Raw genomic sequence first — 26,752 nt, forward strand, 5'->3', positions numbered from 1 at the left:
TGCCGCGGACCGTCAGAGGGCCGAGAAGTGCGCCGCGTCGCCCACGATCGTCGTGCTGGCCACCCCTTCGACGCTCACCGGTACATCACCGGCGATGGTGATCCGGTGCAGCCGGCGGTGGGCGTCGTCGTAGTCGGCGACGCCGTAGTGCTGGGTCGCGCGGTTGTCCCAGATCGCGACGTCGCCGTCTGCCCACTGCCAGCGCACGGTGTTCTCCAGCCTGGTCACGCGGTTCTGCAGCAGCTCGAAGATCGCCTGCGACTCGGTCGGGCTCACGCCGACGATCCGCTTCACGAAGTGTCCCAGCAACAACGCGCGTTCACCGGTCTCCGGGTGCACCCGGACGACGGGGTGCTCGGTCTCGTACCGCTCTGACACGAACTCCTCGCGGTAGGCCTTCTCCTTCACGTCCACGCCGCCGATGCGCGTGGAGTCGGCGTGCCCGGCGTAGTCGTAGACGTTGGTGTGCACCGCCCACAGCCGGTCGACGAGCGCCTTCAACGCCTCGGGCAGCTCGTCGTACGCCCGCGCCGTGTTCGCCCACACCGTGCTGCCGCCGTAGGGAGGCAGGTCGATCGCGCGCAGGACGCTGATGGCCGGGACGCGGTCGACGAACGTGACGTCGGTGTGCCAGCTGTTGGCCTTGCCGTGCCGGGAGTCGATCGCCAGGACGTTGGCGTGGTCCTGGCCCTTCACCGTGGGGTGAGCGAGCGTCGGTTCGCCGAGCAGCCGGGCGAACGCGAGCTGGCCCGCGTCGTCGAGGTGGTGCTGGCCGCGGAAGAACACGACCTTGCCGGCCAGCAGCGCGGCCCTGATCTCCGCGACGACGCCCTCCGGCAGGTCGCCGCCCAGGCGGACGCCGTCGATCTGCGCGCCGATGCCCGCGCCCAGTTTGGTGACGGTCACGGAAAGCTGTGCGGTCATCACGGACTTCCTTTCACGGTGGCGAACTTCCTCTCCACCGTGAAGACCGCGGGACGCGCGGCGCAAGTGTGCGAGGCGAGAAAACAAATCTTCCCGAGGAGTGGAAGATGTTGACCCGCCGACTTCGTTCCAGCGCGAAAAATAGGCGGCCCGGTCCAGCCCGGCTCCATGATGTGGGACAGCGGTTCCGGTCGTTGACCCAGCTGGGTCCGGGTGTGAGGCTCCATGCCGTGAGCCAAGCCGCCTCTCTCACCTCACGCCGGCACGTCGATCTCCGACGGCACGCCAGCGCATTCTGTCGCTCCGGTCGCTGAATCCCGTCCCCATTTCCGTTCAGGACTGATGGTCCTGTTCTTCAGCGTGCCCTCAGTCCCCCTTCAGCAAAGGACCTGCCGTGACCACGACGCGACGGAACTTCCTCAACCTCGCCCTCCTGGGGGTGACAGCGGCGGCGACGGCCGGCTGCTCGACCGCCGCCGGTGCGGGCGCCGAGACGAAGACGCTGCGCTACCAGGGGTGGGCGGGCGACGTGACGCTCCCCGAGCTCGCCGCGGACCTCGGGTACCTCGGTGACCTGGAGCTCGAGTGGGTCGGCAACACGATCAGCGGCCCGCAGGACATCCAGTCCGCCGCGACCGGCCAGGTGGACTTCGGCGGCGCGTTCAACGGTGCCGTCGTCAAGCTCAAGGCCGCCGGCGCGCCGATCCGGTCGGTGATCGGGTACTACGGCGCGGACGAGCACGCCTACAGCGGCTTCTACGTGCTCGACGACAGCCCGATCAGGAACCCGCGCGACCTGCTCGGCAAGAAGGTCGGCATGAACACCCTCGGCGCGCACCACGAGGCGATGCTCGGCATCTACCTCAAGCGGGCCGGTCTCAGCCCCGATGAGGTCAAGAAGGTCGAGCCGATCGTCGTGCCGCCGGTCAACACCGAGCAGTCGGTGCGGCAGAAGCAGATCGAGGCCGGTGTGCTCGGCGGCATCCTGCGGGACAAGGCGCTGGAGAAGGGCGGGCTGCGCAAGCTGTTCTCCGACTTCGACCTGCTCGGCCCGTTCACCGCCGGCACCTACGTCTTCACCGAGAAGTTCCTGCGGGACAACCCCGGTGCGGTCCGCACGTTCACCAGCGGCGTGGCCAAGGCGATCGAGTGGAGCCGCACCACACCGCGCGAGCAGGTGGTCGCCCGCAAGGTCGAGATCCTCACCCGGCGCGGACGCAACGAGGACCCCGCCGCCCTGAGGTACTGGAGGTCCACCGGTGTCGCCGAGAAGGGCGGCAAGATCCTCGACCGGGAGCTCTCGATCTGGGTCGACTGGCTCACCGAACGCGGCGAGATCACCAAGGACCAGGTCAAGCTCACCGACCTGTACACCAACGAGTACAACGAGCTCGCCCGATGAGCGCCCACATCGCCTTCCGCGGCGTCTCCAAGCGGTTCGAGGTCAAGGTGCGCGGCAGCCGGCAGCGCACCGAGTTCACCGCGGTCGACCGGATCGACCTCGACGTCGCCCGCGGTGAGTTCGTCGTCCTGGTCGGGCCCAGCGGCTGCGGCAAGTCCACCCTGCTCGACCTGCTCGGCGGTCTCACCGAACCGAGCGAGGGCGAGATCCTGCTGGACGGGCGGCGGATCACCGGCCCCGGTCTCGACCGCGGCATCGTCTTCCAGCAGTACGCGCTGCTGCCGTGGCGCACCGCCCAGGGCAACGTCGAGTTCGGCCTGGAGGCGACCGGTGTCCCCCGCCGGCAACGCGCCGCACGGGCGCGTGAGTTCCTCGACCTGGTGGGCCTCGACGGCTTCGAGGACCGGCACCCGCACCAGCTGTCCGGCGGCATGCGGCAGCGCGTGGCGATCGCGCGCAGCCTCGCCTACGACCCCCAGGTGCTGCTGATGGACGAGCCGTTCGCCGCGCTCGACGCGCAGACCCGCGAGTCGTTGCAGGACGAGCTGCTGCGGATCTGGCAGCGCACCGGCAAGACGGTCGTCTTCATCACGCACTCCATCGACGAGGCCGTCCACCTCGGCCAGCGCGTGGTCGTGCTGACCTCGCGGCCGGGCCGGGTCAAGGAGGTCGTGCCGATCGACCTGGGCGACCGGACGCGGCAGGCCGACCTGCGGTCCAGCGCGGAGTTCGCGCGCTACCGGCACCGCATCTGGGACCTGCTGCACGACGAGGTGTCCCGCGCACAGCTGCAGGAGAAGGAGGTGGTGGGCGCATGACCGCACTGCTGGAGAACCCGTCGCGCACCGGCGACCGGGACACACCGGCACCCGCTCGTCCACGCGGGACGCTGGCCCGGTTCGGCGACGCGCTGCTGACCGGCGCCGGCAAGGTCGCGGCCATCGCGGTCCTGCTGCTCGTCTGGGAGGCCGCGCCACGCCTCGGCCTCGTGGACGCCACGTTCCTGCCGCCGTTCTCGGCCGTCATGGCGGCGTGGTGGGACCTCGCGGTGAGCGGGAAGCTGCTCGACAACACGCAGGCGAGCCTCGTGCGGTCGTTGTCCGGCTTCGGTCTCGCCGTCGCGGCCGCCGTCCCGCTCGGCCTGCTCATCGGCTGGTACCGGCCGGTGGCGACGCTGCTCAGCCCGCTGCTGGAGGTGTTCCGCAACACCGCCGCGCTCGCGCTGCTGCCGGTGTTCGTGCTGCTGCTCGGCATCGGGGAGACGTCGAAGATCGCGATCGTGTTCTACGCGTGCACCTGGCCGATCCTGCTCAACACGATCAGCGCCGTGCGCGCCGTCGACCCGACGCTGCTCCGGCTGGCGAGGTCGATGGACCTGGGCGGGTTCCGGTTGTTCCAGAAGGTCATCCTGCCCGCCGCGGTGCCGACGGTGTTCACCGGCGTCCGGCTCGCGGGCGCGTTGTCGATCCTGGTGCTGGTGGCGGCGGAGATGGTCGGCGCCAAGGCGGGCCTGGGATACCTGGTCAACGCATCGCAGTTCAACTTCGCCATCCCGCAGATGTACGCGGGCATCGTCACGCTGTCCGCCATCGGCGTGCTGTTCAACCAGGTCCTGGTCAGTCTGGAGCGCCGCTTCACCTCGTGGCGCGTCCCGGTCGGAGCGTGAGGAGACGTCATGACGCTCACCGCTGATGTGCTCGTGGCCGGAGGCGGTCCGGCCGCCACGTGGGCCGCGCTGAAGGCCGCGGAGTCCGGCGCCTCCGTGGTGCTGGCGGACAAGGGTTACTGCGGCACGAGCGGCGCGACCGCGTCGGGCGGCACCGGCGTCTGGTACGTGCCACCGGAGCCCGAGGCGCGCGAGGCCGCGATGGCGAGCCGGGAGGCGCTCGGCGGGTACCTCGCCGACCGCCGCTGGATGGCCAGGGTGCTCGACGAGACCTACGAGCGGGTCAACGAACTGGCCGAGGCCGCGCGCTACCCGTTCCCCGTGGGACCGGACGGCACGTCGCTGCGCACCGGTCTGCAGGGGCCGGAGTACATGCGGCGCCAGCGGATCCGGGTGAAGCGGGCCGGCGTCACAATCCTCGACCACAGCCCGGTGACCGAACTGCTCACCGCGGCGGACGGCGCGGTGGCGGGCGCGGCCGGGTACCGGCGGCAGGCGGACCGGGCGTTCGAGGTGCGCGCGGGCGCGGTCGTCGTCGCCACGGGCGGGTGCGCGTTCCTGAGCAAAGCGTTGGGGTGCAACGTGAACACCGGCGACGGCGCGCTGCTCGCCGCGGAGGTCGGCGCCGAGCTGTCCGGCATGGAGTTCTCCAACGCCTACGGCATCGCGCCCGAGCACACCTCGGTGACCAAGACGGCGTTCTACAACTACGCCACCTTCTACCGCGCCAACGGCGAGGTGCTGGAGGGCGCGGGCAGCCAGCGCGGCCGTTCGGTGATCGCGCGCACCCTGCTGTCCGAGAAGGTGTTCTGCAAGCTCGACCTGGCCGGCGACGCGGCACAGCGGGCGATGCGGCTGGCGCAGCCCAACTTCTTCCTCACCTTCGACCGGCTGGGCGTCAACCCGTTCACCGACCCGTTCGCCGTCACGCTCCTGGCGGAGGGCACCGTGCGCGGCACCGGCGGTATCCGCATCGTCGACGACGGCTGCGCCACCACCGTTCCCGGCCTCTACGCGGCGGGAGACGCCGCCACCCGCGAGCTGATCTGCGGCGGGTTCACCGGCGGTGGCAGCCACAACGCCGCGTGGGCCATCTCCTCCGGCTCGTGGGCCGGCCGGGCGGCCGCGGAGTTCGCCCGCTCGCTGGGCAGCGGCGCCCGGCAGGTGAGCGCCGCCGGTGGTGCGGGGCTGCGCCCGACCGGCCGGTCCTCCGACGTCGACGTCGCGGAGGTCGTCCGGACCGTGCAGGCCGAGGTCCTGCCGTACGACAAGAACTACCTGCGGCACGGCGACGTGCTCCGGGCGGCGTTGCGGGAGCTCGACGGCGTCTGGGTTTCGGTGCGTGGCGGTCTGCGCACCGAAGGCGCGGCGGTGCTGCCCGCCCGGCAAGCGGCGGCGATGCTCGCCCACGCCCGGTGGATGTACACCTCGGCACTGGTGCGCCACGAGAGCCGCGGCATGGCCAAGCGGCTCGACCACCCCGAGCTCGACCCCGCCCAGCACCACCGGATCACCTCCGGCGGGCTGGACGAGGTGTGGGCCCGCCCGGAGGGAGCGGCGGCATGATCGAGCTCGTCTCCGCCCAGCAGTGCATCGCCTGCGACAAGTGCATCGAGGTGTGCCCCACCAACGTCTTCGACCGCGGCGAGGACGGAACTCCGGTCGTCAGCCGGCAGTCCGACTGCCAGACCTGCTTCCAGTGCGAGGCCAACTGCCCGGCCGACGCGCTGTTCGTCGCGCCGCACACCCACCCGCTCCCGCCGGACTCGTTCGCGCACGACGAGGAGCACCTGCGGCAGAGCGGTCTGCTCGGCAGCTACCGCCGCGAGATCGGCTGGGGGCGTGGCCGCACGCCGGGAGCCGCGCGGGCGATCGGCCCCGCGCTCTCCCCCACCGGCCCGCCGCTGATCTCATGACCACGACGGCCTCGGTGGTGCTCGCCACGGTGCTGCGGTGCGGCCCGATCGCCCGCAGCGGCATCGCGCGCACGTCAGGGCTGAGCCCGGCGGCGGTCACCCGCACCTGCGCGGCGCTCGCCGAGGCCGGGCTGCTCGTCGAGGTCCCGCAAGCCGTGCCGTACCAGGGCATCGGCCGCCCGCACGTGCCGGTGGACATCGACACCGGCCGGCACGTCGTGGCCGGTCTGCACGTCGCGCACCCGTACTGCACGCTGACGCTGCTCGACCTGCGCGGCCGGGTCCTGGTGCGGCGGACGATCCCCCACGCCACCCCGGACGACCCGCACGAGGTGCTCACCACGGCCGCCGACGAGCTGCTCCGGCTGCACGCCGACCGGTTTCCCGGGCACGTCCCGATCGGCCTGGGGGTGGCGGCGGGCGGCTGGGTCGACCCCGAGAACGGCGTGATCGTCCGCCACGCCTCGCTGGGCTGGCGGGACACCGAGGTCAGGGCGCTGCTCACCGCCAGGACCGGCCTGCCGGTGCGCGTCGACAGCCACGCGAGGGCGCTGGCCCGCGCCGAGCAGCTCTTCGGCGCTTCCCGGGGCCACAACTCGTTGCTGCACCTGTTCGTCGGCAACGTCGTCGACGCGGCGATCGTGACGGGCGGCGCGGCGCACCGGGGACCGCGTTCGGCCGCCGGCGACGTGGCCCACCTGGCCCTCGGCGATCCCGCGATCACCTGCGAGTGCGGGAAGCGCGGCTGCCTGGAGGCCACCCTCTCCGACCGGGCCTGGGCCGCACGCGCCCACCGCGACGGCCTGATCGGCAGGCCGTACATCTTCGACCTCGTCGACGACGCCGCCGCCGGTTCGCCCGCCGCCGCGGCACACCTGGCCGAACGAGCCCGCGCCGTCGGGCGGGCGGCCGCCGTGCTGTTCGACTTCCTCGACCCCGAGGTCCTGGTCGTCACCGAGCTCGGCACCAACCGGCTGCCCGGCTGCGCCGCGGCGCTGCGCGACGAGGTCGTGGCTATGTCACGCGCGTCCGCCGACGCGGTGCTGACTAGCAGCTTCGGCGCGGACGTGCTGGCGGTCGCGGCCGGTGCCGTGCAGCTCGACGTCCTCTACGCCGATCCGTTGAACATCCGAAACCCCGTCTGGCAGGGAGTCTGAAGTTGTCCGCACGCGAGTTGCACCTGAACGCGTTCCTGATGGGCGTCGGTCACCACGAGGCCGCCTGGCGGCACCCGCGCACCGACCCGCGCGCCCTGGACGACGTCACCCACTTCCAGAACCTCGCCCGCATCGCCGAGCGCGGCACGTTCGACTCGGTGTTCCTCGCCGACGGCGTCCAGATCTGGGGCGACGTGCGGCACACCGCCGCCGGCCGGTTCGAGCCCCTCACCCTGCTCACCGCCCTCGCGCAGGCGACCAGCCACATCGGACTGATCGCCACCGCGTCCACCGGGTTCAGCGAGCCCTACAACCTCGCCCGCCTGTTCTCCTCCCTCGACCACATCAGCGGCGGGCGCGCGGGCTGGAACATCGTCACCACCGCACAGGACCGGTCGGCGCAGAACTTCAACCGCGAGGTCAACACCGAGCACGCCGAGCGGTACCGGCGCGCCGACGAGTTCCTCGACGTCGTCACCGCCCTGTGGGACTCCTGGGAGGACGACGCGCTGGTCCTGGACCAGGCCACCGGCGTGTTCGCCGACGAGACCAAGGTCCACGAGATCGGCCACAAGGGACGGTTCTTCTCGGTGCGCGGCCCGCTCAACGCCGTGCGCAGCCCACAGGGACACCCGTTGCTCGTGCAGGCGGGCTCCAGCCAGGACGGCAGGGCGTTCGCCGCGGCCTGGGCCGAGGCGGTGTTCACCGCCCAGCAGACCCACGCCGAGGCCACCGCGTTCTACAGCGACCTCAAACGCCGCGCCGAGGCCTCCGGACGCCCCGCGGACGGGCTGAAGGTGTTGCCGGGCATCGTTGCCGTGCTCGGCGGCACCGAGGCCGAGGCCCAGGCGCTCGCCGCCGAGCTCGACGACCTGATCATCCCCGCCCGCGCCGTGCGCCAGCTGACCGAGCTGATCGGCATCGACCTCACCACGCACCCGCTCGACGAGCACCTGCCGCCGCTGCCTCCCGTCAGCCACGTCAACGGCGCGAAGAGCCGCTTCGAACTGGTGCGGGACCTGGCCGAACGCGAGAAGCTGACCCTGCGGCAGCTGCTCGGCCGGCTCGGCGGCGGACGCGGCCACCAGGTCGTCGCCGGCACGCCCGAGCAGCTCGCGGACCACGTCGAGCTGTGGTTCACCACGGGCGCCGCCGACGGTTTCAACGTGATGGCACCGCTGCTGCCCTCCGGCCTCGAGGACTTCGTCGAGCACGTCGTGCCGCTGCTGCGGGCCCGCGGCCTGTTCCGCACCGAGTACACCGGCCGCACCCTGCGCGAGCACTACGGCCTGCCCCGCCCGGTCAGCCGGTTCACCGTGCCGGACCAGGCCGGCGCACGCCTGGCGTAGGCGCCTTTCACGGCCCCGGTGGCTCTCGTGACCGCGAGAACCACCGGGGCCGTGGCACACGGATCGACAGGCACGACACGTGACGCGGTCACTTTCCTCGTCGCGCCACTGTTTTCGCACCCTCTGGAGGGACGCTCGATCGGGCGACACAGGCAGCCGCACCAACCCGGTGGCAATAGCTTCCGGTGCGACAGCCCAGCGGTCCGGCGGCATCCGATGCAGAGGGAGTCCTTGCGTGTTCAGAGGTATCGGCCGTTTCGTCACCGGGCACGCACGCGCCGTCCTCGTCGCCGGCGCGCTGGTGGTGATCGGCGCCGGCGTGCTCGGCTTCACCACCTCCGGTGCTCTGACGACGTCCGGTTTCGGTGACCCGAGCTCGGAGTCCTGGCGGGCGCAGACCCTCATCGAGGAACGGTTCGGCGGTCACGTCAACGCCCTGGTCCTGATCACCGCCCGCACCGGCACGGTCGACGACGCGGCGGTGCGCAAGGCCGGCAGCGAGCTGACCGCGCGCCTGGCGGCCGACCCGGTGCTGTCCGATGTGACCTCCTACTTCACCACCGGGATGCCGCAGCTGCGCTCCGACGACGGCCGGCAGGCGCTCGCCCTCGGCCAGTTCGCCGGAGGCTTCGGCAGCAACGAGAAGACCGTCGAGCGGCTGCGCGAGCGGTACGCCGGCGACCGAGGTGCGATCACCGTCCACATCGGCGGCACGGCGGCGGTCGAGCTGGACGCCGACCGGCAGCTCGCCGACGACCTGCTGCTGGCCGAGCTGATCGCCGTGCCGGTGATCCTGCTCCTGCTCGTGCTCGCCTTCCGCACGATCGTGGCCGCCACGCTACCGTTGCTCATGGCCGGTGCCGCGATCGTGTGCACCATCGCCGAGCTTTCGGTCATCGGGTCGCTGACCGACGTGTCGATCTACTCCATCAACATGGCCGTCGGCCTGGGCCTCGGACTGGCCGTCGACTACGCGCTGCTGACGACGAGCCGGTTCCGCGAGGAGCTGGCCGCCGGGCTCGACACCTCCGCCGCGGTGGTCCGCACCGTGCAGACCGCCGGCCGCACGATCGTGTTCAGCGCCGTGACTGTGGCCGCCGCGCTCGCCGTGCTGCTGTTGTTCCCGATGTACTTCCTGCGCTCGTTCGCCTACGCCGGGATCGGGGTGGTCGTCGCTTCCGCGGCCGGAGCGGTGCTCGTGCTGCCCGCGGCGTTGACCGTGCTGGGTCCGAAGGTCAACGCCGGCCGCCTGCCGTGGGGGCACCGGTACCCCCTCGCTTCCGGGTCGGCGTTCTGGGGAAGGCTCGCCGACACGGCCATGCGGCGGCCGCTGCTCACCGGCGTGCCGGTCGTCGTCCTGCTGCTGCTGGCAGCCGTGCCGCTGCTGCGGGCGGAGCTCGGCATGCCCGACGACCGGGTGCTACCGGCTCCGGCCCACAGCCGGGTGGTGGGCGACGCGTTGCGCGAACACTTCCGCACCGAGGACGGCAGGGCGATCCAGGTCGTCGTGCAGGGCACCACCACGCCGGCCGCGGTCGCACGCCACGCACGCCGGATCTCCGAGCTCCCCGGCGTGCTGCGGGTGGCGTCCAGCGCGGGGACGTTCGTCCGCGGTCACGGCAGCGGCCCGCCTCCCGCCGGCGCCACGCTCGCCCGCGCCGACAACCAGCGCCTCCTCGTGGCGGCCGAACCGGACCCCAGCTCCGCGCGGGCGCGTGAACTGATCAGCGCGATCCGCGCGTTGCCGCAGCCGCCCGGCACATCGGTCGCGGTCGGCGGCGACGCAGCGCTCCTGGCGGACAGCCAGGACGCGATCGGAGACCGTCTCCCATTGGCGCTCGCGTTGATCGCGATCACCACGTTCATCCTCCTGTTCCTGTTCACCGGGAGCGTTCTGCAACCGTTGCGGGCGCTGGCGTTCAACGTGCTCGGCCTGTCCGCCACGCTCGGCGTGCTGGTGCTGATCTTCCAGGAGGGGTGGCTGTCGTCGGTCCTCGGCTTCACGCCGTGGCCGCTCAACATCTGCATGCTGGTGCTGATGTTCACCATCATCCTCGGCCTGTCGATGGACTACGAGCTGTTCGTGGTGAGCCGGATCAAGGAAGCCCACGACCAGGGCGCCGACCACCACTCGGCGGTGGTCCTCGGGATGTCCCGCACCGGCCGGCTCGTGTCCACCGCCGCGGCGCTGATCGCGGTCAGCCTCTTCGCCTTCGCCATCAGCGGCGTGAGCTTCGTCCAGATGTTCGGCATCGGAGCGGGCCTGGCGGTCCTGCTGGACGCCACGCTCATCCGCGGCGTGCTGATGCCGGTCGGCATGCGGATGCTCGGACGCCACGCGTGGTGGGCCCCCGCGCCGATGCGCCGCCTGCACCGGCGCATCGGTCTGCGCGAGACGCCGGACGTGCCCGTCCAGACGGCTCAACCACGCCGTCCTGTCCCCGAAACCGTCCGGTAGCTCGCGGGTGGGATTGGTCCTGGCGGGTGTGTGGTCGTGTTGGTTCGTCGGCCGGTGAGGTTTTGGTTTCGGTTAACACTGAAGTAATCATGTTGACAAGGATTAATCCGTTTCAGGACTCGGCTGAAATCCCGGCTCCGGGTTGTCGAAACGGGCTCCGCGCGATCGACGTGGTGGTGACAGCACGACGAACCCGGAAGGAACCACCACCATGGGACTGGTCATCTGCGACATGTCGATCTCGCTCGACGGCTACGTCACCGGCCCGAACGCCAGCCGCGAGAACCCGTTCGGCGACGGCGCCGACAGCCTGCACGACTGGATCTTCAAAGACCCCACCGACACGGACCGCCAGTACCTCCAGGACGCGATCACCCACTGCGGTGCCCTGGTCATGGGCCGCACGTCGTTCGACAAGACCGTGCACGAGTGGGGCCCCGGCGGCCCGGTCCCCGGCTGCCCGAACTTCGTGGTCACCCACAACGCGCCGGCCGAGGACCACCCCGGCTACACCTTCGTCACGGACGGGGTCGCGAGCGCGATCGAGCAGGCGCAGCAGGCCGCCGGCGACAGGTGGGTCGGCCTGCACGGCGCCACGGTCATGCAGCAGGCCCTGCCACTCGGCCTGGTCGACGAGATCTTCGTGCACGTGGTCCCGCTGCTCATCGGCGGCGGCACACCGCTCTTCGCCGCACTCGGCTCGGCGATCAGGCTGGAGCGCCTCGAGACGCACGCCTCCCCCGCCGTCGACCACCTGCGGTACCGGGTGCTCAAGTAGTCCTCACGCACTCCAGGGCCGGTGCCGCCGTTCCTGCCTGCGCAACCCCGCAGGCAGGCGGGTACGCGGTGTCGGTCGTTCGACCCACTGTGCGCGGACGCTGCGGCGGATATCTTGCGACCGATGTCCGCAACCCCTCGGAGGAGCACCATGACGACCACCCGGCGCGTTCTCACCGGTCTGGCCGCCGCAGGTCTTGTCATCTCGGTCCTGGGCACGGGATCCGCCGGCGCCGCGACGAAGGGCAAGATCTACATCTCCAACAACTGCGGCAAGGCGGTCTCCACCACCATCCACCTCACCAACGGGTCGATGATCGCGGGCACCGGCGCGGCTCCGGCCGGCAGCTACTTCGGCTACCCGGTCAACCCCGGCACCTACCAGGTCCGCGTGCCCGCCGGAAACCGGAACGTGACGATCCTCGACCTCGGCAGCAAGGCGCACACGGCCGTCGTCAGGGCCTGCTGACACCCCACAGGCGCTGAAGCCGGACCGCCGCCCTCCAGCACGCCGGGGTCGACGACGGACCAGGCCGGGAACGTCCGATGTGGACGCTCCCGGCCTGGTCCCGTTCAGCGGCACGGCCGCTCGTCGGAGAACTGGCGGCTGTCCCCCGAAGCCCGGGCAGGGCAAGCTGGTCGGGACCTCGAACCGACCAGCGGTGCGGGCAGGAAGGACTTCCATGGGGATCTCGCTGAACGCCGCCGACGTACTGCCCAGGGACGCGGCGGACGCCACCCTCGTCGCGAGGGTCTTCGACCCGACCGCGGGTGGCCCCTCGGTCGTGGCGGTCCGCGGCGAGGAGGTCGTCGACCTGACGCCGCTGGCGTCGACCGTTTCCTCGCTCCTGGAGCGGCCGGACGCGGTGGAGGTCGTCCGGAACCACCCCGGCGGCACGTCGTGGCCGGTCGGCGAGGTTCTGGCCGCCACGGCGAACCGGACCGGTGCCGTTCCGCGGTTCCTGGCACCGGTCGACCTGCAGGTGCTCAAGGCCGCCGGGGTGACCTTCGTCCGCAGCATGCTCGAACGGGTCATCGAGGAGCGCGCCGACGGGGATCCCAGGCGGGCCGAGGAGGTGCGCGAGAAGGTGGGCGCGATCGTCCAGGGGCACCTCTCGAACCTCAGGCCGGGGTCCGCGGCGGCGGCGGAGGTGAAGCGGGTGCTGCGGGCCGAGGGGCTGTGGTCGCAGTACCTGGAGGTCGGGATCGGTCCTGACCCCGAGATCTTCACCAAGGCGCCGGTGCTCTCGGCGGTGGGGCCGGGGGCCGACGTCGGCGTTCTCGCCCGCTCGGAGTGGAACAACCCCGAGCCCGAGCTCGTCCTGGTGGTGGACTCGCGCGGGAAGCCGGTCGGCGCGACGCTCGGCAACGACGTCAACCTGCGCGACTTCGAGGGCCGCAGCGCCCTGCTGCTCACCGAGGCGAAGGACAACAACGCCTCCTGCGCCATCGGGCCGTTCCTCCGGCTGTTCGACGACGGGTTCTCCCTGGCGGACGCCAAAGCCACCGAGATCGCCCTGGACATCACCGGGCCCGACGGTTTCGAGCTGCACGGCGTGAGCACGGTCTCCGAGATCAGCAGAGAGCTGGAGGACCTCGTGTCGCACGCCTTCGGTGCCCACCACCGCTACCCGGACGGTTTCGTGCTGTTCACCGGCACGATGTTCGCCCCGACCGAGGACCGGGACCAGCCCGGCGAAGGGTTCACCCACCGGGTCGGGGACGTCGTGCGCATCTCCTCGCCCCGGCTGGGAGCGTTGACGAACGTCGTGAACACGGCCGAGGACGCGGAGGACTGGACGTTCGGCATCACCGCGCTGATGGAGAACCTCGCCGCTCGCGGCCTGCTGGGCTCACGTCCGTAGCCAACAGTGGAGCGTCACGGCAGCACGGAGCTCACGTTGCCGAGCGCTGCCTTGCGCAGGGTTCGCTCCGCGATCACGGCTGCCGCGGACGCGGGCAGCAGGCGACCGAAGACGAAGGTCTGGAGCGCGTTGAGGCGGCCGTCGACGACCGCGGGGCCACGGCCGCGCAAGGCGGACATGACGGTGTCCGCGACGGCACCGGGGTCGCGCTTGCCCGGCATGCGGCTGGTGTTCATCGCGGTCTCCGTCGGCCCGGGACTGACCGCCACGACCCGCACCCCCGTTGCCCGCGTCTCGGCCCACAGCGCCCTGGTGAACGAGAGCACGAAGGCCTTCGATGCCGCGTAGGCGGCCAGGTAGGCGGCGGGCGCGTACGCACCGGTGCTCGCGACGTTGACGATCGCCCCCCTGCGGCGCGCGACCATCCCGGGCAGCAGGAACGCGGTCAACTCCGCCACCGCGCCGGCGTTGAGGTCGACCAGGCCCCGCACGCGTGCCGGGTCGCTGCCGGCGACCGGCCCCAGCAGGCTGACGCCGGCGTTGTTGACCAGCACGTCGACCTCGGTTCCCGCCTCAGCCAGCCACTCGGCCAGCCGCGCCGGTGCGCCGTGGTCGGCCAGGTCCAGCGCCAGCGTGGACACCTGGGCGCCGTGCTCGGCACGCAGCCGCTCCGCCGTCACCTCCAGGCGTGCGCCGTCCCGTGCGACCAGGACCAGCTCCATGCCCTGCGCGGCCAGCCGCTCGACGATCGCGGCGCCGATGCCGGTCGCGGCGCCGGTCACGACCGCGGTCCGGCCAGTCAGTTCCGCACTTCTCCTCATCGGGAAGCCTTCCTCCACGTGGTGCGCCAGAAAGTTTGTTATATAATTGAGATTGTCAAGTTTTAGTCGAGCGACGAGCTGGACCACTTCCGGAGAAGTCGAGTTAGGTGGCCTGATGTCCCAGGAACTGGCAGCGTCGCTGCTCAACCAGACCATGACGCTGGCCGGGCAGATCTCGGGTCGCATGCAGGAGGCGCTGGACCGGCTCGACCTGACCGGTCCGCTCGCGAACGTCCTGTGGCTCCTGCGGCCGGACGCCGAGCCGCTGCCGCTGCGCAAGATCGCCCGGCTGCTGCACTGCGACCCGTCCAACGTCACGCTGCTGAGCACGAAGCTGGAGCAACGAGGCCTGGCGGAGCGTCGCCCGCACCCCCACGACGGGCGGGTCCGGACGCTGGTCCTGACCGAGGAGGGCGTGGACGTTCGTCAACGGCTGCTCAGCACCGTGATGAGGCATTCACCCCTCGCCGGCCTGACGACCGAGGAGCAGGAACAGCTCCACGCGTTGCTCTCCAAGGCGATCGACACCGCGTAGGCGATGAACATGGCCACCTCACTGCGAGTCCGGTCGTCGGGTGCGACAGGACCATAGTTGACCGAATCCTTGAGAAAATCAAGCAGTTGAGCCGGTCGCGGGAATCACAGCGCTGCGCAGTCGGCCTCGTCGGGCAGCAGCGGCCGCAACCGCACCTGATAGGTAGCCCCGCGACTCGTCCACGTCGCGCCGGAACGGATCGACCGGACCCGGGCCGTGGCGTACACCGCGCAACGCCCGCCGTTGAGGGCAACACCGTCCGCCAGCGGTTCCAGCGGCCATTCCGCACCCGCCGGACCGCCGGACGAGATGCCCGCGACGGCCGCCACGCGTTCTGGCTCGTAGCGCCGGTGGGGTGAGGACAGCTCCCGCTCCGGATCCAGCGCAACCGCCCGGATCACGGCACCTGGCCCCTTCCGGTCCGGTGCGGTGATCCGGGTGACCGAGCGGCCGGCGAACCCGAACTCCGGGAACGTCACGGTCCCGGCCGCAGCGGTCCGCCTCCGAGCAGCTCCACGCGCAGCGCGACCGTCTTTCCCGGCGGCGGCGCGGGCGCGGGCTGACAGGCGACGAGCAGGACCGCCATCGCGGCGAGGACGAGTCTCACGAACTCAGGACGGGCCGAACGCACGATGTGGTTGCCGTGCCAGGAAGCGCGTCGGCCGGCACGTTCGGCATCCCTCCGCCTGAACGTGCCGGCCGCGCGTGCCGTGGGTCAGGAGCAGCCGACCCGCGACGACGCCAGCACGACGTCGTCGAACCACAGCGTGTCGTCACCGCCGCCGTAGCTCTCCCAGCCCAGCCGGAAGTCGGTCAGCGCGGGCCGCCAGCCGCTGCGGCGCAGCCACTGGGAGTCCACGTCCGGCGTGGACACGCCGTCCACGCGCAGACCGGGCACCTCGGTGCCGTTGACCCAGGTCCGCAGTTCCGAGCCGGTGATCCCGAACTCCACGCACGTCCACTGGTTCACCGCCAGCGGGGTGCTCTGGGCGACCCCGGCCGGGCTCTGCTCCGGCAGCGTGGCGTCGTCGGACTCGCGGTTCCACTGCAGGGCGCGGTTCTGGCCGCCCATCCGCAGGTCCTTGCCGCCGTCGGCGGTGTCCTTCATGGCCAGGAACGTCACGTGCGCCTCCGGCAGCGCGGTGGTGTGCCGCACGTAGAACCGGGTGTACAGGCCGGAGCCGCTGGTCCCCCTGGACGTGGAGAGGAACACGTGGTTGCAGTAGCCGGCCCGGCCGTCGACGCGGATCGACTTACCACCGCTGCGCGCCGTGGAACTGTCGACGGTCGCGGTGCCGGATCCCTGGCAGTTCGGGAACACCAGCGACCAGTCCCCCGCCGGTCGCGTGCCGGTCTGGTTCTCGAAGCCGTCGCAGAACGCGCCGCTCGGGCAGCCCGGGGGCGGTACCTGTGTCGTCGTCGTGGTCGTAGTTGTTGTCGTGGTCGTCGTGGTTGTCGTCGGCGGAGCGGTGTCGTTGCACCGCACGCCGTTGAGGGTGAAGTCCGCGGGCGGTTGGTTGGCCCCCTGGAACGTCGCCTGGAACCCGAACTGGACGGAGGCGCCGGTCGCGATGGCGCGGTTGTACGCCTGGTTCCGCGCGGTCACGACCGCACCGGACTGCGTGACGTCGGCGCTCCAGCCGGAGGTGACGTGCTGGTCACCGGCGAAGGTCCAGGTCAGCGTCCAGCCGTCGACGGGTGCGCCGTTGTTGGTCACCTTCACCTGTGCCACGAAACCGCCGCTCCACTGGTCGACCTGGTAGCCGACCACGCACGCGGGTACGTCCACCGCGTGCACGGACACGGGGTTCGCGATGACCGCCGCCGCCATCACCGCGGTCGCCGCCGCGGCGGTGGCCAGTACACCGCTTTTTCTCCAGCGCATGTGCTCTCCTGTCGTGGTCAGCCGATGGCGACGCTGAAGATGTGCATCGCCGCCTCGCCCTTGTTCGCACCGTTGCTGATGTCGGGCAGAGTCAGGTACCGCACCGTCTTGCCTTGCTGGAGCGGTATCGGGGCGTAGTAGAGGCTCACCCGCTGGTTCTGCCTGCCGGTGCTGCTGTTGAGGTACGGAAGGGTGGTGAGGACGTCTCCACCGGTGGCCGCGTTGGCCCACCAGTCGGCGAAGGAGACGGTGTGGGACTCGGTCGTGCCGTCGGTGTAGGTCACCGTCGCGGTTCCCGAAGGGCTGCCGTAGTCACCGGTGCCGATCAGGCCGAGTGTCGTGCCGGAGCCGGAGATCTCGATGATCTGACCACCGGCCGGGCCGCCGGCCACCACGTTGTCCACCGTGCCCGGCGCGGAGGCCGGCCAGGTGAACTTCAGTCCGTTGTGGACGAACGTGGCACCGGGGGTGAGGCTGGGCGTGGCGTTCGCCAGGGCCTGTGCGGAGAGGCTGGCGCCGCCGCCGTCGAGGTTGCCGGGTGCGGGGTTGGCGTCGTCGGTGATGGCCACGTTGTCGAAGGCCGCCGCCAGCGACGGGTACGGCGGGTGCGGCAGGATCAGGACTGCCGAGTCGGTCGAGGTGCCGCGGCCGTTGACGGAGGTGAACGCCGCCTGCGCGGAGACGGCGAACTTGCCGGGCTGGGTCGTGGCGGGTGCGGTGACCTGCCAGGTGGTGCGCGCGGTCTGCCCCGGTGCGACGGTGGCGAACCTGGCCGGCGTGGTGGCCTGGACGGTCCACCCGCTCGGCACGTCGAGCGTCATGGCGACGTCGCGCAGCGGCCGGGCGTTCGCCGGGTTGGGCAGCGAGGTGGTGGCGGTGAAGGCCGCACCCGGCGACACCCGCGCCGGCGCGCTGAGCGTGAACGGCTGCTTCACCGCGATCGGCGTCGTGCCGGTGACGCCGCCGACCGTGACGCTGATGGTCGCGACGCCGGGCGCCACCGTGGTGACCTTGCCGGTCCTGCTGACGGTGGCCACCCTCTGGTCGCTGCTGCGGTAGGTGACGTGCGCCTTCGTCAGGTCGACGAACGACTCGTCGTTGTTCACCGCCTCGACGATCCGGTCCGCGACCACGTGCTCGCCGGGACGTCCGGTGGTGTCGGCGAGCCACGGGTTCCTGCCGGTCAGGTCGATGCTCTGGCCCGGCGCGAGCACCGCCTGGCCGGGCTGCACGGTGACGTACCGGACGTGCGGTGTGATCGTTCCCCTCACCGCCACCGGACGCGCGGTGACGACGTGCTCGGCGTCCGCGCCGACCCCGAACACGTACTGTCCGTTGTAGACGGTCTGCTTCTGCCGCTGCTGGTCCCAGAACGCCAGGTCGCCGATCCGCACCTGGACGGCGACGTGCTGCGTCCGGCCGGGTGCCAGCACCGCGGTCTTCTGGAAGCCGGCCAGTCGTTTGCGCGGCAGTTCCACGCCGGGCACGGTGAACGGCGTGCTCGCGTAGACCTGGGCCACCGTGGCGCCCGGTACCGAGCCGGTGTTGGTGATGTCGGCGTGCACGGTCACCCGGCCGTCGGCGGTGGCCGTCCGCGCGTTCGTCGTCACGTGCGAATACGCGAACGTGGTGTAGCTGCCGCCGAAACCGAACGGGAACGTGGGCGTGCCGGTGAAGTACTGGTACGTGCGGCCGATGCCGCCGGTCTGCGACGGCGTGAGCCCGTAGTTCTTCAGGTCGGGCAGCTGCGTGTCGTCGGAGTACCAGGTGAAGTTCAGGTGGCCGCTCGGGTTCTGCCTGCCCAGCAGCACGTCGGCGAGCGCGGTGCCCTGGCTCTGCCCGTTGTAGCCGCTGAACACGATGGCCGGGAAGGTGTTCCGCACGTCGTCGACGGTGACCGGGCCGTTCGCCTGGACGGCCAGCGCCATCCGGTGGTTGCCGACCGCGCCGACCTGGTCGATCAACGAGCGGTAGGCGGCCGGCATGGCGATGGTGGTGCGGTCCCTGCCCTCGGTCGCGAGGTTCTGGTCGGTGCCGACGAACACGACCACCAGGTCGGCCGTGGAGATCGCGGCCAGGGTCTGCGCCGAGCAGCCGGCCGGGGTCGTCGCCGTCGTGGACGTGCCGCAGGCGTCGAAGGTGACGGTGGCACGGGGGTTCGCGGCCTTGACCGCCGTGGTGATGCCCTGCACCGGGCTCACCTTCACCGTCGGGTCACCGGAGTAGCCGCCCAGGGTCACCACGCCGGCCAGGTCCCCGACGACCACGACGTTGTCCAGCTCCGCCGGGTCGGCGGGCAGCAGCTTGGCGCTCGTGCCGGGCACCGCGTCGTTCTTCAGCAGCACCAGCGAGTTCGCCGCGATCCTGGCCGCCAGCGCCTGGTGCGACGGGTGTTCGACCTCGTCCTTGGTGATCCTGGTGTAGGGCACGCTGCCGCGCGGGTCGAACTCGCCGGTCCGCATGCGCGTGGTGAACACGTGCACCAGCGCGTTGTCGATGACGGCCTCGCTGAGCACCCCGGCGTTGATCGCCTCCTGGACGTTGGCGACCGTGGCCTCCGCGCCGGTGCAGTTGAGCTGGGTGCCCGCGCGCAGCGCGTACGCCTGGCCGCCCGCGGCGCCGGAGACCTTCGCCCCGGTCGCGGTGTTCGTCCAGACCGCCGTGCCGTTGACGGTGGCGGTGGTCCAGCCGGGTGGCGCCCAGTTGTGGCTGCCGGGCGCGTAGACGTCGCCGACGGCACCGCAGTCGGAGGTGGTGTAGCCGTTGAAGCCGTAGGTCCGTTGCGCCAGCGCGTTCGTCAGGTACGTGTCGGCGGGGGCCGGGGTGCCGTTGACCGCGTTGTACGAGGTCATCAGCCCGGAGACGCGCGCATCCTCGATCAGGCCGCGAAACTGCGCCGTGTAGTAGTCGCGGATGTTCGCGTCGGTCGTGTCCGAGCTGTCCGAGTGCCGGTCGTTCTCCACGTCGTTGAGCGCGAAGTGCTTCGCGGTGGCCGCGACCTTCAGGTACCGCGACAACGGCTGGCCGGTGCGGGTCTGGCCCTGGTAGCCGTTGACGAACGCCCCGGCCATCCTGGCGACCAGGTGCGGGTCCTCGCCGAACCCCTCGTCGTTGCGGCCCCAGCGGGGATCGCGGTCCATGTTCACGGTCGGCGCCCAGTAGGTCAGCGAGCCGTAGTTCGCCCGGTCCGGGCCGATGTTGTTCTGCGCCACGCCCCACAGCGACTTGTCCAGCACGCCGCGGGCCTCGTCGGAGATCGCCGTCGTCGCCTGGTACATCAGCTCCGGGTCCCACGACATGGAACTCGCGAAGTTGGTCGGGAAGCTGGTGGCGCGCACGCCACCGCCCACGCCGCCGTCGTTCGTGTCGGCGCCGAGCAGGTTCAGCCCGTGCTGACCCTCGCTCCAGTACGTGTACTGCTGCACGCCGAGGCGCGGGATGGCGGGGGCGCTGTTGGTGCGCAGCTGCAGCACCTTCTCGCCCAACGTCATCCGCGACACCAGGTCCGCGGCCCGTTCGGCGAAGGTGTACCGGGTGTTCAGGTAGACCGGTCGTTCGCTCAGCCCCTGCGCCGGTGCCGCGGGCACCACCAGTGCCGCGACCAGCGCCGCGGCCACTGCCGCCCACCCTCGCCGACGTCCGTGCGGGATCGCGGACATGAGTACCTCCGACATCGCAGGTGGCTCTCGTCATTTCGGCGCTGTTGGGCGGAACAGCTCGCGCGGACCACAGAGTTCGCCGGTCTTGACCGTTAAACAAGGTCCATCCGGGGTCTTCCGGCGGTCACTTAACGTCAAAGTCGGCCAAACTGTCCTGCTACCGTGACCGGATGCCGCTCCCGGTGCCCGCTGTCCGGCCGACGCCCGATCCGCCGGTCAACCTGCGCAGCCTCGGCAGGGTGCGGGTCCTGGAGGCACTGACCGCGGCGCGGCGGCTGTCGCGCCCCGAGCTCGTGCGCCGGACCGGCCTCGCCCGCGCGACCGTCGGTTCGGTGATCGCCGACCTGATCCGGGCGGGCGTCGTGACCGACGAGGACGCGCCCCGCGCGGAGGGCCTGCGCACCGGCAGACCGGCCCGCACCCTGTCGCTCAACCGGCACGCCGCCCACGCGGTCGGCGTGGACATCAGCCGCGACCACGTGCGGGTCGTGCTGTGCGACCTGTTCGGCGAGCCGGTGTGGGACCGCGACCTGCACCGCCTGCCGGACAACGACTCCGGCGAGGTGCTCACGACGGCCGCGGAGCTGATCGCGCAGGCGCGACGCGCCACCGACGTCCCGGCGGAACGGATCCTCGGCGTCGGCATGGGCATCTCGTGCCCGATCGACCGGCACGGCACGTTGCTGGCCGAGGGCATCATGCCGGGCTGGATCGGCGTGCGCCCCACGGACGAACTGCGCGAGCGCACCGGGTTCGCGGTGCGCCTGGTCAACGACGCGAACGCGGCCGTGCTCGCCGAACACCGCCACGGCGTCGCACAGCACTGCGGCGACGTCGTCTACATCAGACTGTCCACGGGCATCGGCGCGGGCGTCATCTCGGACGGCCGGATGCTGCTCGGCGCGGGCGGCCTGGCCGGCGAGCTGGGCCACGTGATCGTCGAACCGTCCGGCGCGATCTGCCGCTGCGGCAACCGGGGCTGCCTGGAAACCGTCGCCAGCCCGGCCGCGATAGCGAAGCTGCTGTCCACCGGCACCGCCGAGCCCACGTCGACCGCCGAGCTGATCGACCTGGTGCGCGCCGGCGACCGCGGCGCGATCCGGGCAGTGGAGGACGCGGGCGACGCGGTGGGCCGCGCATTGGCCCAGGCGGTCACGATCATCAACCCGGAACTGGTCGTCATCGGCGGTGAACTGGCCGCGGCCGGCGACGTGCTGATGGCGCCCATCCGCCGCGCCGTGCAGCGCAACACCATGAGCTGGCACACCAGCGACCTGCGCGTCGTGCCGGGTGCGCTCGGCGACAGCGCCAGCGTGCGTGGCGCGGCCGCGCTCGTGCTGGCCGACGCGCCCGAACGGCTGGCCGGTCTCGTCGCCGGTTGACCCCGCCGAGCTCCCCCGCGCCAACTCCTCTGCGCCAACTCCTCCGCACCAACTCCTCCGCGCGAACCCGCCGGGTGGAACTCCACGCCGTTACGATCCCTGCCATGACGGCACGCAGTTTCAGCGGCACGGCGCACGCGGCGGACCGTGGCCGGGTGGCCGTGCCCGTTCCGTTCGACCCCGACGAGGCCTGGGGCGTCAAGTCCCGGCACCACGTCACCGGCACCGTCAACCGGGCGCGCTTCCGCGGCGTCATCGAGACTCCCGACCACCGGATCGTCCTCACGGCCGCCTGGCTGCGCGACAACGCACTGGCGCCCGGCGACCACGTCGAGGTCGAGCTGTCCCCGGAAGGCCCGCAACGAGCCGACCTCGCCGACGACCTCGCAGCCGCACTCGACGCCGACCCGGCGGCCGCCGCGTTCTTCGACTCCCTCGCCCAGTTCTACCGCCGCGCCTACCTGCGCTGGATCGACGGCGCCGCCCGCCGCCCGGAACTGCGCGCCGCCCGGATCGCCGAGGTGGCCGGCCTCCTCGCGGCCGGGGTCAAGCAACGGCCCAAGACCTGAGGGGCCGACCGTGTAGCGCGTATGCGGCTACCGCGCAGTGGTGGCCCGCGAGATCACGGCGGCGGCACAGTCGGGAGCGACCCCTCCCTGGCGAAGGGCGTCGCTGACCGCCTCCATGACGTGCTTCGCAGCGGCGTACGGGCCGAAGCCCGACGCTCGACCAGCCCGGCGGGCTGCGCCGCGAGGAACTGGCCGTGCCGGCGGGCATCTCGATCGAGTACGTGATCCGGATCGAACAGGGCCGGGCCTCCACCCCGGCCGGGTGCGGACGCCCGGAGCAGGCTCGACCTGGTCGTCGCAGCGGCAGGGGGTGGACCGCGCCGCTGCATGCGGTCCACCCCCTGCCGTGGCCACCGGATCAGGACGCCGGGACGACCGGCCGCAACGGTGTCGTGTCCCGCGAGGAGAGGAACTCCGGACGGGTCTGGTCCTGCGGGCGGGGAGCGTTGCGGACCGCGTTGAACGTGATGATCAGCAGCCGGCGGCTGGTCGCGGACATGTTGGGCGGCGATCCGTGCAGCAACTGGCCGTGGAAGAACAGCACCGAACCCATGTCGCCCAGCGGGGCGACGATGCCGTGCTCGCGCATGCTCTCGCCGAGCGCCTCCGGCTCGATCCGGTACTTCAGCGACGCCGCGAGCGTGGCCGCCCAGTCCTCCTCCTCGTCGAAGCTGACCGGGAGGAGGTCGCGGTGCGAGCCCGGCACGAGGTAGAGGGGTCCGTTGAACTCCGTCACCGGGTCGAGGAACACCACGGCGCTGAGCGCGTCCGGCCGGGGCATGCCGTCCTCGCGCTGCCAGAACATGAAGTCCTGGTGCCATTCCCAGATGCCGCCGCCGAGGCCGTGCTTCGCGTTGATCTTGAACTGGTGGACGTAGACGTCGTCGCCGAGCAGCTCGCTCGCCGGTCCGAGCAGGCGCGGATCGCGGACCAGGTCGTGGAACACCTTGTTGGTCAGGTGCACGCCGTGCACCGCGCGGACCTTGCCGGAGGCCTCCTCCAGCGTCCGGTGCGGGCCGGGGCGGCTGAACTCCGTCTCGGCCTCGTCGCGCAGCACCGCGAGTTCGTCCGCCGTGAACAGTCGTTCACGCAGGAAGTACCCGTCCTCGGCGTACTGCCTGGACACCTCGGTTGACAGCGTCACGGACACTCCTCCTTGTCGTTGGCTCGCGCCGGACTCAACGGCTGTCTCCACCACGTCGGCGAACTCGGCGACGGTGGGGTGTTCGAAAAGCGCGTGCAGCGGGATGTCCACCGCGAACGAGGACCGCACCTCGGCGAGCACCTCGGCGGCGAGCAACGAGTGGCCGCCGAGGTCGAAGAAGTCCTCGTCTCCCCCGATCTCCGTGACGCCGAGGGCGGCGGACCAGATGTCGGCCAGCCGGTGCTGGGTGGCGGTGGTCAGCGCCACCCGCGCGGGTCGTTCCGGTGCGTCCCAGCGGGGATCGGGCAGCGCGCGGCGGTCGACCTTCCCGTTCGCCGTGAGCGGCAACCGCTCCAGCACCACCACGCTGGAGGGCACCATGTAGTCGGGCACCTTCGTCGCGGCGTGGGACCGGAGCAGCCGGGCGAGGTCCGGGACGTCGGCACCGACGCGGCTCACGTACCCGACCAGCCGGGCGTCCCCGGCGGGGGCGGTGCGCACCAGCACGACCGCCTCACCGACCTGCGGATGGCTCTCCAGCGCGCTCTCGACCTCGGCCAGTTCGACGCGGAAGCCGCGGATCTTGACCTGGAAGTCGGCCCTGCCGAGGAACTCCAGCTCGCCGCCCGGCCGCCACCTGCCCAGGTCACCGGTGCGGTACATGCGGTGTCCGTGCCCCGGCGCATACGGGTCCGGCACGAACTTCTCGGCCGTGACGCCGGGCTTGCCGACGTAGCCGCGGGCCAGCCCGGCGCCACCGATGTGGATCTCGCCGATCACCCCGTCCGGGACGACCTCCCCGTGCTCGTCGAGGAGGTACACCCTGGCGTTGGCGATCGGCGCGCCGACGGGCACCGGGCTCGGCCACCGCCCGTGGTCCGCCGGCAGGTCGTAGCACGTGACGACGTGGGTCTCGGACGGCCCGTACTCGTTGTGCAGGGACATGCCGGGCACGCCGCTCAGCTGCCGCACGTCCGGGGTGGCCATGAACTGCTCCGAGCCGGAGATGACGGTGCGCAGCGCGGCCGGTGCCGCACCGGCCTCCCGGTAGCCCGCCGCCACCTGGTGCAGGGCGGGTGCCGGGATGAACAGGCGCTCGACGCGCTGCGACTCCAGGACGCCGTGCAGCCGCGCGAGGTCCAGCCGCTCGTCCTCCGTGATCAGGACGACCTCGCCGCCCACCATCCAGGTCGAGAACATGTCCTGCACCGAGACGTCGAACGCCAGTGACGCGAACTGCAGCGTCCGGGGTGGGTCGTCCTGGCTCATCCGGTAGTGGGCGGCCTGCCAGGCGAGCAGGTTGACCACGGCCCCGTGGGGCATGGCAATGCCCTTCGGCCCTCCGGTCGAGCCGGACGTGTACGTCACGTAGGCCACGTTCCGCGGGTCGAGGCCGCTGCCGGGGCCGTCCGCCGCCGCCTGCAGGTGGATGCCGTCCGCCGACCAGACCTCCGCCCCGGTCGCGGGCAGCCGGTGCCGCACCCGTTGTGACGTCAGCACCACCGGGGCGGCCACCTCGGTCAGCACGGCGCTGATCCGGTCCGCCGGGTTGCGCTGGTCGATGGCCACGTACGCGCCGCCGGCCTTCAGCACCCCCAGCACGGCCACGACCATCTCCAGGCCGCGTTCCAGGTAGAGCGCGACCCGGACGTCCGGCCGGACGCCCGCCGCACGCAACCGGTGGGCCAGGTGGTTGGCGCTCGCGTCGAGCTCGGCGTAGGTCAGCGCGACCTCGCCGAGGCGCACCGCGGTCCGGTCCGGTGTGGACGCCGCCTGCGTCTCGAACAGGCCGAGCAGCGTGGTGTCCGGCTCCGGCTGGACGGGTCCCGCACTGCGGCGGGCGATCAGTGCGGCGCGTTCCGCGTCGTCCAGCAACGGGATCCGCGACACCGGCAGGTCCGTGCCCGCCGCGATCTCCGCGAGCAGCCGGACGAGGTGCCGTGCCATCGCGGCGATCGTGGTGGCCGAGAACTCCCCCGCGGCGTAGTCGAACGCCAACCGCCACACGGCACCCGTGCGGCGAGCGGTCAGCGCCAGCGGGTACCGGACCGCGACCGGGTCCAGCGCGAGCCGCTCGGCGCGCACGCCCGGCATCTCCAGGACCGGGTCGTCGTCGGTGGCCTCGAACCACACCTCGAACAGGGAGTCGTGCCGGCCCCGGCGGCTCGGCCTGGCCACGGTGACCACCTCGTCGAACCCGAGGTCGCCGTGGGCCACCGCGTCGCGCAGCGTGCCGTGCACCCGCTCGGCCAGCTCCCGGAACACCGGATGCCCGGCGGCGTCGACGCGCAGCGCGAGGACGTTCTGGTGACAGCCGATGTCCTCGGTGACCTCGCGGTCCGGCGAGCTCGTGCCGATCATGATGTCGGTCTGCCTGCTGTAGCGGCGCAACAACAACGCCCACGCCGCCAGGAGCGCGCTGCTCGCCGGGCAGCCGGCCTTCCGCGCCACCGCGTCCACGATCGCGGCGGGGACGTCGACGCCGTGGGTGGCCGGGCCGTCGCCGGTCTCCTGGCTCAGCCTCGGCAGGTCGAGCCCCACGGGGCACTCCGCCAGCCGGTCCTCCCAGTACCGCCGTGCTTCCCCGTGCCCGCCCTGCTCCCCGTGGCCGGCCGGGCGCACCTCGATCGGCGGAAGTGCCGGTGCCGCACCGGTCACCTCGGCCGTGTACAGCGCGGCGAGGTCGCGGGTCAGCAGGTGCTCCGACCGCTGGTCGAAGGCGATCCGGTGCACCACGACCCCGAGGAGGTGGGTGTTCGCGCCGCACCGGACGAGGGTGACCCGCAGGACCGGGCCGTCGGCGAGGTCGATCGGCACCTGGGCGGCGGCCCGCAGCACGTCGACTGCCTCGCTCTCGGAGTCCGCCACCTCGTGGGTGAGCGGGAAGTCCTCGGCGGGTTCGTCGACGATCCGCGCCGGTGTCCCCGCCACCTCGGCGAACCGCGTGCGCAGGGCCCGGTGCCGCGACCGCAGCGCGGAAAGGGCTTTCCGCAGCGCCACGACGTCGAGCTCTCCGGTCAGCCGCCAGGCGACCGGGACGTTGTGGGCGGGACTGCCCGGATCCAGCTGCGCGAGGAACCACAGTCCGCGCTGGAACGCCGAGGCGGGTTCCGCCGCCACCTCAAGAGATCGCCCGGTCATCGCTCACCCCAGACAGCCCGGTCCGATGTGCTCACGGCATCGTCCTGACGCCGTCCGGCCCCGCACAAGTCGGGCACGCTCCCGACACCGTCCACTCGCCAC

General features: G+C 71.7%; 22 protein-coding genes. 15 read left to right on the plus strand and 7 right to left on the minus strand.

Going from position 1 to position 26,752, the window contains the following annotated elements; all coding sequences use genetic code 11:
* Positions 1-12 precede the first annotated feature (12 nt).
* Entirely contained in the window at positions 13-924 is a 912-nt protein-coding gene (locus tag ADL03_RS40585) for a TauD/TfdA family dioxygenase (protein WP_053738975.1), read from the minus strand.
* Positions 925-1,031: 107 nt separating this feature from the next.
* On the opposite strand from ADL03_RS40585, the gene ADL03_RS50955 reads away from it, so the two are divergent.
* The 12 genes from ADL03_RS50955 (at position 1,032) to ADL03_RS40640 (ending at position 13,514) form a co-directional block, all read left to right on the plus strand.
* Positions 1,032-1,238: a putative leader peptide gene (locus tag ADL03_RS50955; RefSeq protein ID WP_369809074.1), complete on the plus strand. Its 207-nt coding sequence runs from the start codon at positions 1,032-1,034 to the stop codon at positions 1,236-1,238.
* Between the two features lie 80 nt (positions 1,239-1,318).
* Positions 1,319-2,326: an ABC transporter substrate-binding protein gene (locus tag ADL03_RS40590; protein ID WP_053738976.1), complete on the plus strand. Its 1,008-nt coding sequence runs from the start codon at positions 1,319-1,321 to the stop codon at positions 2,324-2,326.
* The gene (locus tag ADL03_RS40595) at positions 2,323-3,144 is read left to right on the plus strand and encodes an ABC transporter ATP-binding protein (RefSeq protein ID WP_053738977.1); all 822 of its coding nucleotides are present in this window, start codon (positions 2,323-2,325) and stop codon (positions 3,142-3,144) included. Before ADL03_RS40590 ends, ADL03_RS40595 begins: the two co-directional genes overlap by 4 nt.
* A complete protein-coding gene (locus ADL03_RS40600; protein ID WP_053738978.1) occupies positions 3,141-3,992 on the plus strand; it encodes an ABC transporter permease in 852 nt (283 codons plus the stop codon). Before ADL03_RS40595 ends, ADL03_RS40600 begins: the two co-directional genes overlap by 4 nt.
* 9 nt (positions 3,993-4,001) lie before the next feature.
* On the plus strand, positions 4,002-5,558 hold the full coding sequence (locus ADL03_RS40605) for an FAD-binding protein (RefSeq protein WP_053738979.1): 1,557 nt from the start codon (positions 4,002-4,004) through the stop codon (positions 5,556-5,558).
* Positions 5,555-5,908: a ferredoxin family protein gene (locus ADL03_RS40610; protein WP_053739081.1), complete on the plus strand. Its 354-nt coding sequence runs from the start codon at positions 5,555-5,557 to the stop codon at positions 5,906-5,908. The genes ADL03_RS40605 and ADL03_RS40610 overlap by 4 nt, the downstream gene beginning before the upstream one ends.
* Complete coding sequence (locus tag ADL03_RS40615) at positions 5,905-7,065, plus strand: ROK family transcriptional regulator (RefSeq protein WP_053738980.1); 1,161 nt, start codon at positions 5,905-5,907, stop codon at positions 7,063-7,065. Before ADL03_RS40610 ends, ADL03_RS40615 begins: the two co-directional genes overlap by 4 nt.
* Entirely contained in the window at positions 7,062-8,414 is a 1,353-nt protein-coding gene (locus ADL03_RS40620) for an LLM class flavin-dependent oxidoreductase (protein ID WP_255353460.1), read from the plus strand. The genes ADL03_RS40615 and ADL03_RS40620 overlap by 4 nt, the downstream gene beginning before the upstream one ends.
* A gap of 235 nt (positions 8,415-8,649) precedes the next feature.
* Positions 8,650-10,872: an MMPL family transporter gene (locus ADL03_RS40625; protein WP_053738981.1), complete on the plus strand. Its 2,223-nt coding sequence runs from the start codon at positions 8,650-8,652 to the stop codon at positions 10,870-10,872.
* A gap of 211 nt (positions 10,873-11,083) precedes the next feature.
* Positions 11,084-11,650 carry a dihydrofolate reductase family protein gene (locus ADL03_RS40630; protein ID WP_053738982.1) on the plus strand — a complete coding sequence of 189 codons (567 nt, stop codon included), beginning with the start codon at positions 11,084-11,086 and terminating at the stop codon, positions 11,648-11,650.
* A gap of 150 nt (positions 11,651-11,800) precedes the next feature.
* Positions 11,801-12,118 carry a hypothetical protein gene (locus tag ADL03_RS40635; protein WP_053738983.1) on the plus strand — a complete coding sequence of 106 codons (318 nt, stop codon included), beginning with the start codon at positions 11,801-11,803 and terminating at the stop codon, positions 12,116-12,118.
* Between the two features lie 214 nt (positions 12,119-12,332).
* Positions 12,333-13,514, plus strand: coding sequence for a fumarylacetoacetate hydrolase family protein (locus ADL03_RS40640; protein ID WP_053738984.1), 1,182 nt, complete (start codon positions 12,333-12,335; stop codon positions 13,512-13,514).
* A 14-nt stretch (positions 13,515-13,528) separates the two neighbouring features.
* Here ADL03_RS40640 and ADL03_RS40645 read toward each other — a convergent pair whose 3' ends face one another.
* Entirely contained in the window at positions 13,529-14,335 is an 807-nt protein-coding gene (locus ADL03_RS40645; RefSeq protein ID WP_053738985.1) for an SDR family oxidoreductase, read from the minus strand.
* 115 nt (positions 14,336-14,450) lie between these two features.
* On the opposite strand from ADL03_RS40645, the gene ADL03_RS40650 reads away from it, so the two are divergent.
* Positions 14,451-14,870 carry a MarR family winged helix-turn-helix transcriptional regulator gene (locus tag ADL03_RS40650; RefSeq protein ID WP_053738986.1) on the plus strand — a complete coding sequence of 140 codons (420 nt, stop codon included), beginning with the start codon at positions 14,451-14,453 and terminating at the stop codon, positions 14,868-14,870.
* Between the two features lie 104 nt (positions 14,871-14,974).
* Here the strand turns inward: ADL03_RS40650 and ADL03_RS40655 are convergent, their stop codons facing one another.
* The 4 genes from ADL03_RS40655 to ADL03_RS40665 form a co-directional block, all read right to left on the minus strand.
* A complete protein-coding gene (locus tag ADL03_RS40655; RefSeq protein ID WP_053738987.1) occupies positions 14,975-15,349 on the minus strand; it encodes a hypothetical protein in 375 nt (124 codons plus the stop codon).
* On the minus strand, positions 15,346-15,477 hold the full coding sequence (locus tag ADL03_RS50345; protein ID WP_255353455.1) for a hypothetical protein: 132 nt from the start codon (positions 15,475-15,477) through the stop codon (positions 15,346-15,348). Before ADL03_RS50345 ends, ADL03_RS40655 begins: the two co-directional genes overlap by 4 nt.
* A 108-nt stretch (positions 15,478-15,585) precedes the next feature.
* Positions 15,586-16,755, minus strand: coding sequence for a cellulose-binding domain-containing protein (locus ADL03_RS40660; RefSeq protein WP_053738988.1), 1,170 nt, complete (start codon positions 16,753-16,755; stop codon positions 15,586-15,588).
* A gap of 17 nt (positions 16,756-16,772) precedes the next feature.
* Complete coding sequence (locus ADL03_RS40665) at positions 16,773-20,372, minus strand: glycoside hydrolase family 3 C-terminal domain-containing protein (RefSeq protein WP_197289098.1); 3,600 nt, start codon at positions 20,370-20,372, stop codon at positions 16,773-16,775.
* A gap of 212 nt (positions 20,373-20,584) precedes the next feature.
* Here ADL03_RS40665 and ADL03_RS40670 point away from each other — a divergent pair, with 212 nt between their 5' ends.
* Positions 20,585-21,796 (plus strand): ROK family transcriptional regulator, encoded by a 1,212-nt coding sequence (locus tag ADL03_RS40670; RefSeq protein WP_053738990.1) that lies wholly within the window; start codon positions 20,585-20,587, stop codon positions 21,794-21,796.
* Positions 21,797-21,900: 104 nt separating this feature from the next.
* Positions 21,901-22,365, plus strand: coding sequence for a YdeI/OmpD-associated family protein (locus ADL03_RS46265; RefSeq protein WP_082373921.1), 465 nt, complete (start codon positions 21,901-21,903; stop codon positions 22,363-22,365).
* A 358-nt stretch (positions 22,366-22,723) separates the two neighbouring features.
* Here the strand turns inward: ADL03_RS46265 and ADL03_RS40680 are convergent, their stop codons facing one another.
* Complete coding sequence (locus tag ADL03_RS40680) at positions 22,724-26,650, minus strand: non-ribosomal peptide synthetase (RefSeq protein ID WP_082373922.1); 3,927 nt, start codon at positions 26,648-26,650, stop codon at positions 22,724-22,726.
* Positions 26,651-26,752 lie beyond the last annotated feature (102 nt).

It is taken from the genome of Nocardia sp. NRRL S-836, from assembly GCF_001279525.1.
In the GTDB taxonomy this organism is placed as follows: domain Bacteria; phylum Actinomycetota; class Actinomycetes; order Mycobacteriales; family Pseudonocardiaceae; genus Lentzea.

Bases quoted from the DNA above. Each gene is read 5' to 3' on its own strand.
- ADL03_RS40585 (WP_053738975.1), bottom strand. From the start codon at position 924: ATGACCGCACAGCTTTCCGTGACCGTCACCAAACTGGGCGCGGGCATC.
- ADL03_RS50955 (WP_369809074.1), top strand. From the start codon at position 1,032: ATGTTGACCCGCCGACTTCGTTCCAGCGCGAAAAATAGGCGGCCCGGT.
- ADL03_RS40595 (WP_053738977.1), top strand. From the start codon at position 2,323: ATGAGCGCCCACATCGCCTTCCGCGGCGTCTCCAAGCGGTTCGAGGTC.
- ADL03_RS40600 (WP_053738978.1), top strand. From the start codon at position 3,141: ATGACCGCACTGCTGGAGAACCCGTCGCGCACCGGCGACCGGGACACA.
- ADL03_RS40605 (WP_053738979.1), top strand. From the start codon at position 4,002: ATGACGCTCACCGCTGATGTGCTCGTGGCCGGAGGCGGTCCGGCCGCC.
- ADL03_RS40610 (WP_053739081.1), top strand. From the start codon at position 5,555: ATGATCGAGCTCGTCTCCGCCCAGCAGTGCATCGCCTGCGACAAGTGC.
- ADL03_RS40615 (WP_053738980.1), top strand. From the start codon at position 5,905: ATGACCACGACGGCCTCGGTGGTGCTCGCCACGGTGCTGCGGTGCGGC.
- ADL03_RS40630 (WP_053738982.1), top strand. From the start codon at position 11,084: ATGGGACTGGTCATCTGCGACATGTCGATCTCGCTCGACGGCTACGTC.
- ADL03_RS40635 (WP_053738983.1), top strand. From the start codon at position 11,801: ATGACGACCACCCGGCGCGTTCTCACCGGTCTGGCCGCCGCAGGTCTT.
- ADL03_RS40640 (WP_053738984.1), top strand. From the start codon at position 12,333: ATGGGGATCTCGCTGAACGCCGCCGACGTACTGCCCAGGGACGCGGCG.
- ADL03_RS40645 (WP_053738985.1), bottom strand. From the start codon at position 14,335: ATGAGGAGAAGTGCGGAACTGACTGGCCGGACCGCGGTCGTGACCGGC.
- ADL03_RS40650 (WP_053738986.1), top strand. From the start codon at position 14,451: ATGTCCCAGGAACTGGCAGCGTCGCTGCTCAACCAGACCATGACGCTG.
- ADL03_RS40660 (WP_053738988.1), bottom strand. From the start codon at position 16,755: ATGCGCTGGAGAAAAAGCGGTGTACTGGCCACCGCCGCGGCGGCGACC.
- ADL03_RS40670 (WP_053738990.1), top strand. From the start codon at position 20,585: ATGCCGCTCCCGGTGCCCGCTGTCCGGCCGACGCCCGATCCGCCGGTC.
- ADL03_RS46265 (WP_082373921.1), top strand. From the start codon at position 21,901: ATGACGGCACGCAGTTTCAGCGGCACGGCGCACGCGGCGGACCGTGGC.
- ADL03_RS40680 (WP_082373922.1), bottom strand. From the start codon at position 26,650: ATGACCGGGCGATCTCTTGAGGTGGCGGCGGAACCCGCCTCGGCGTTC.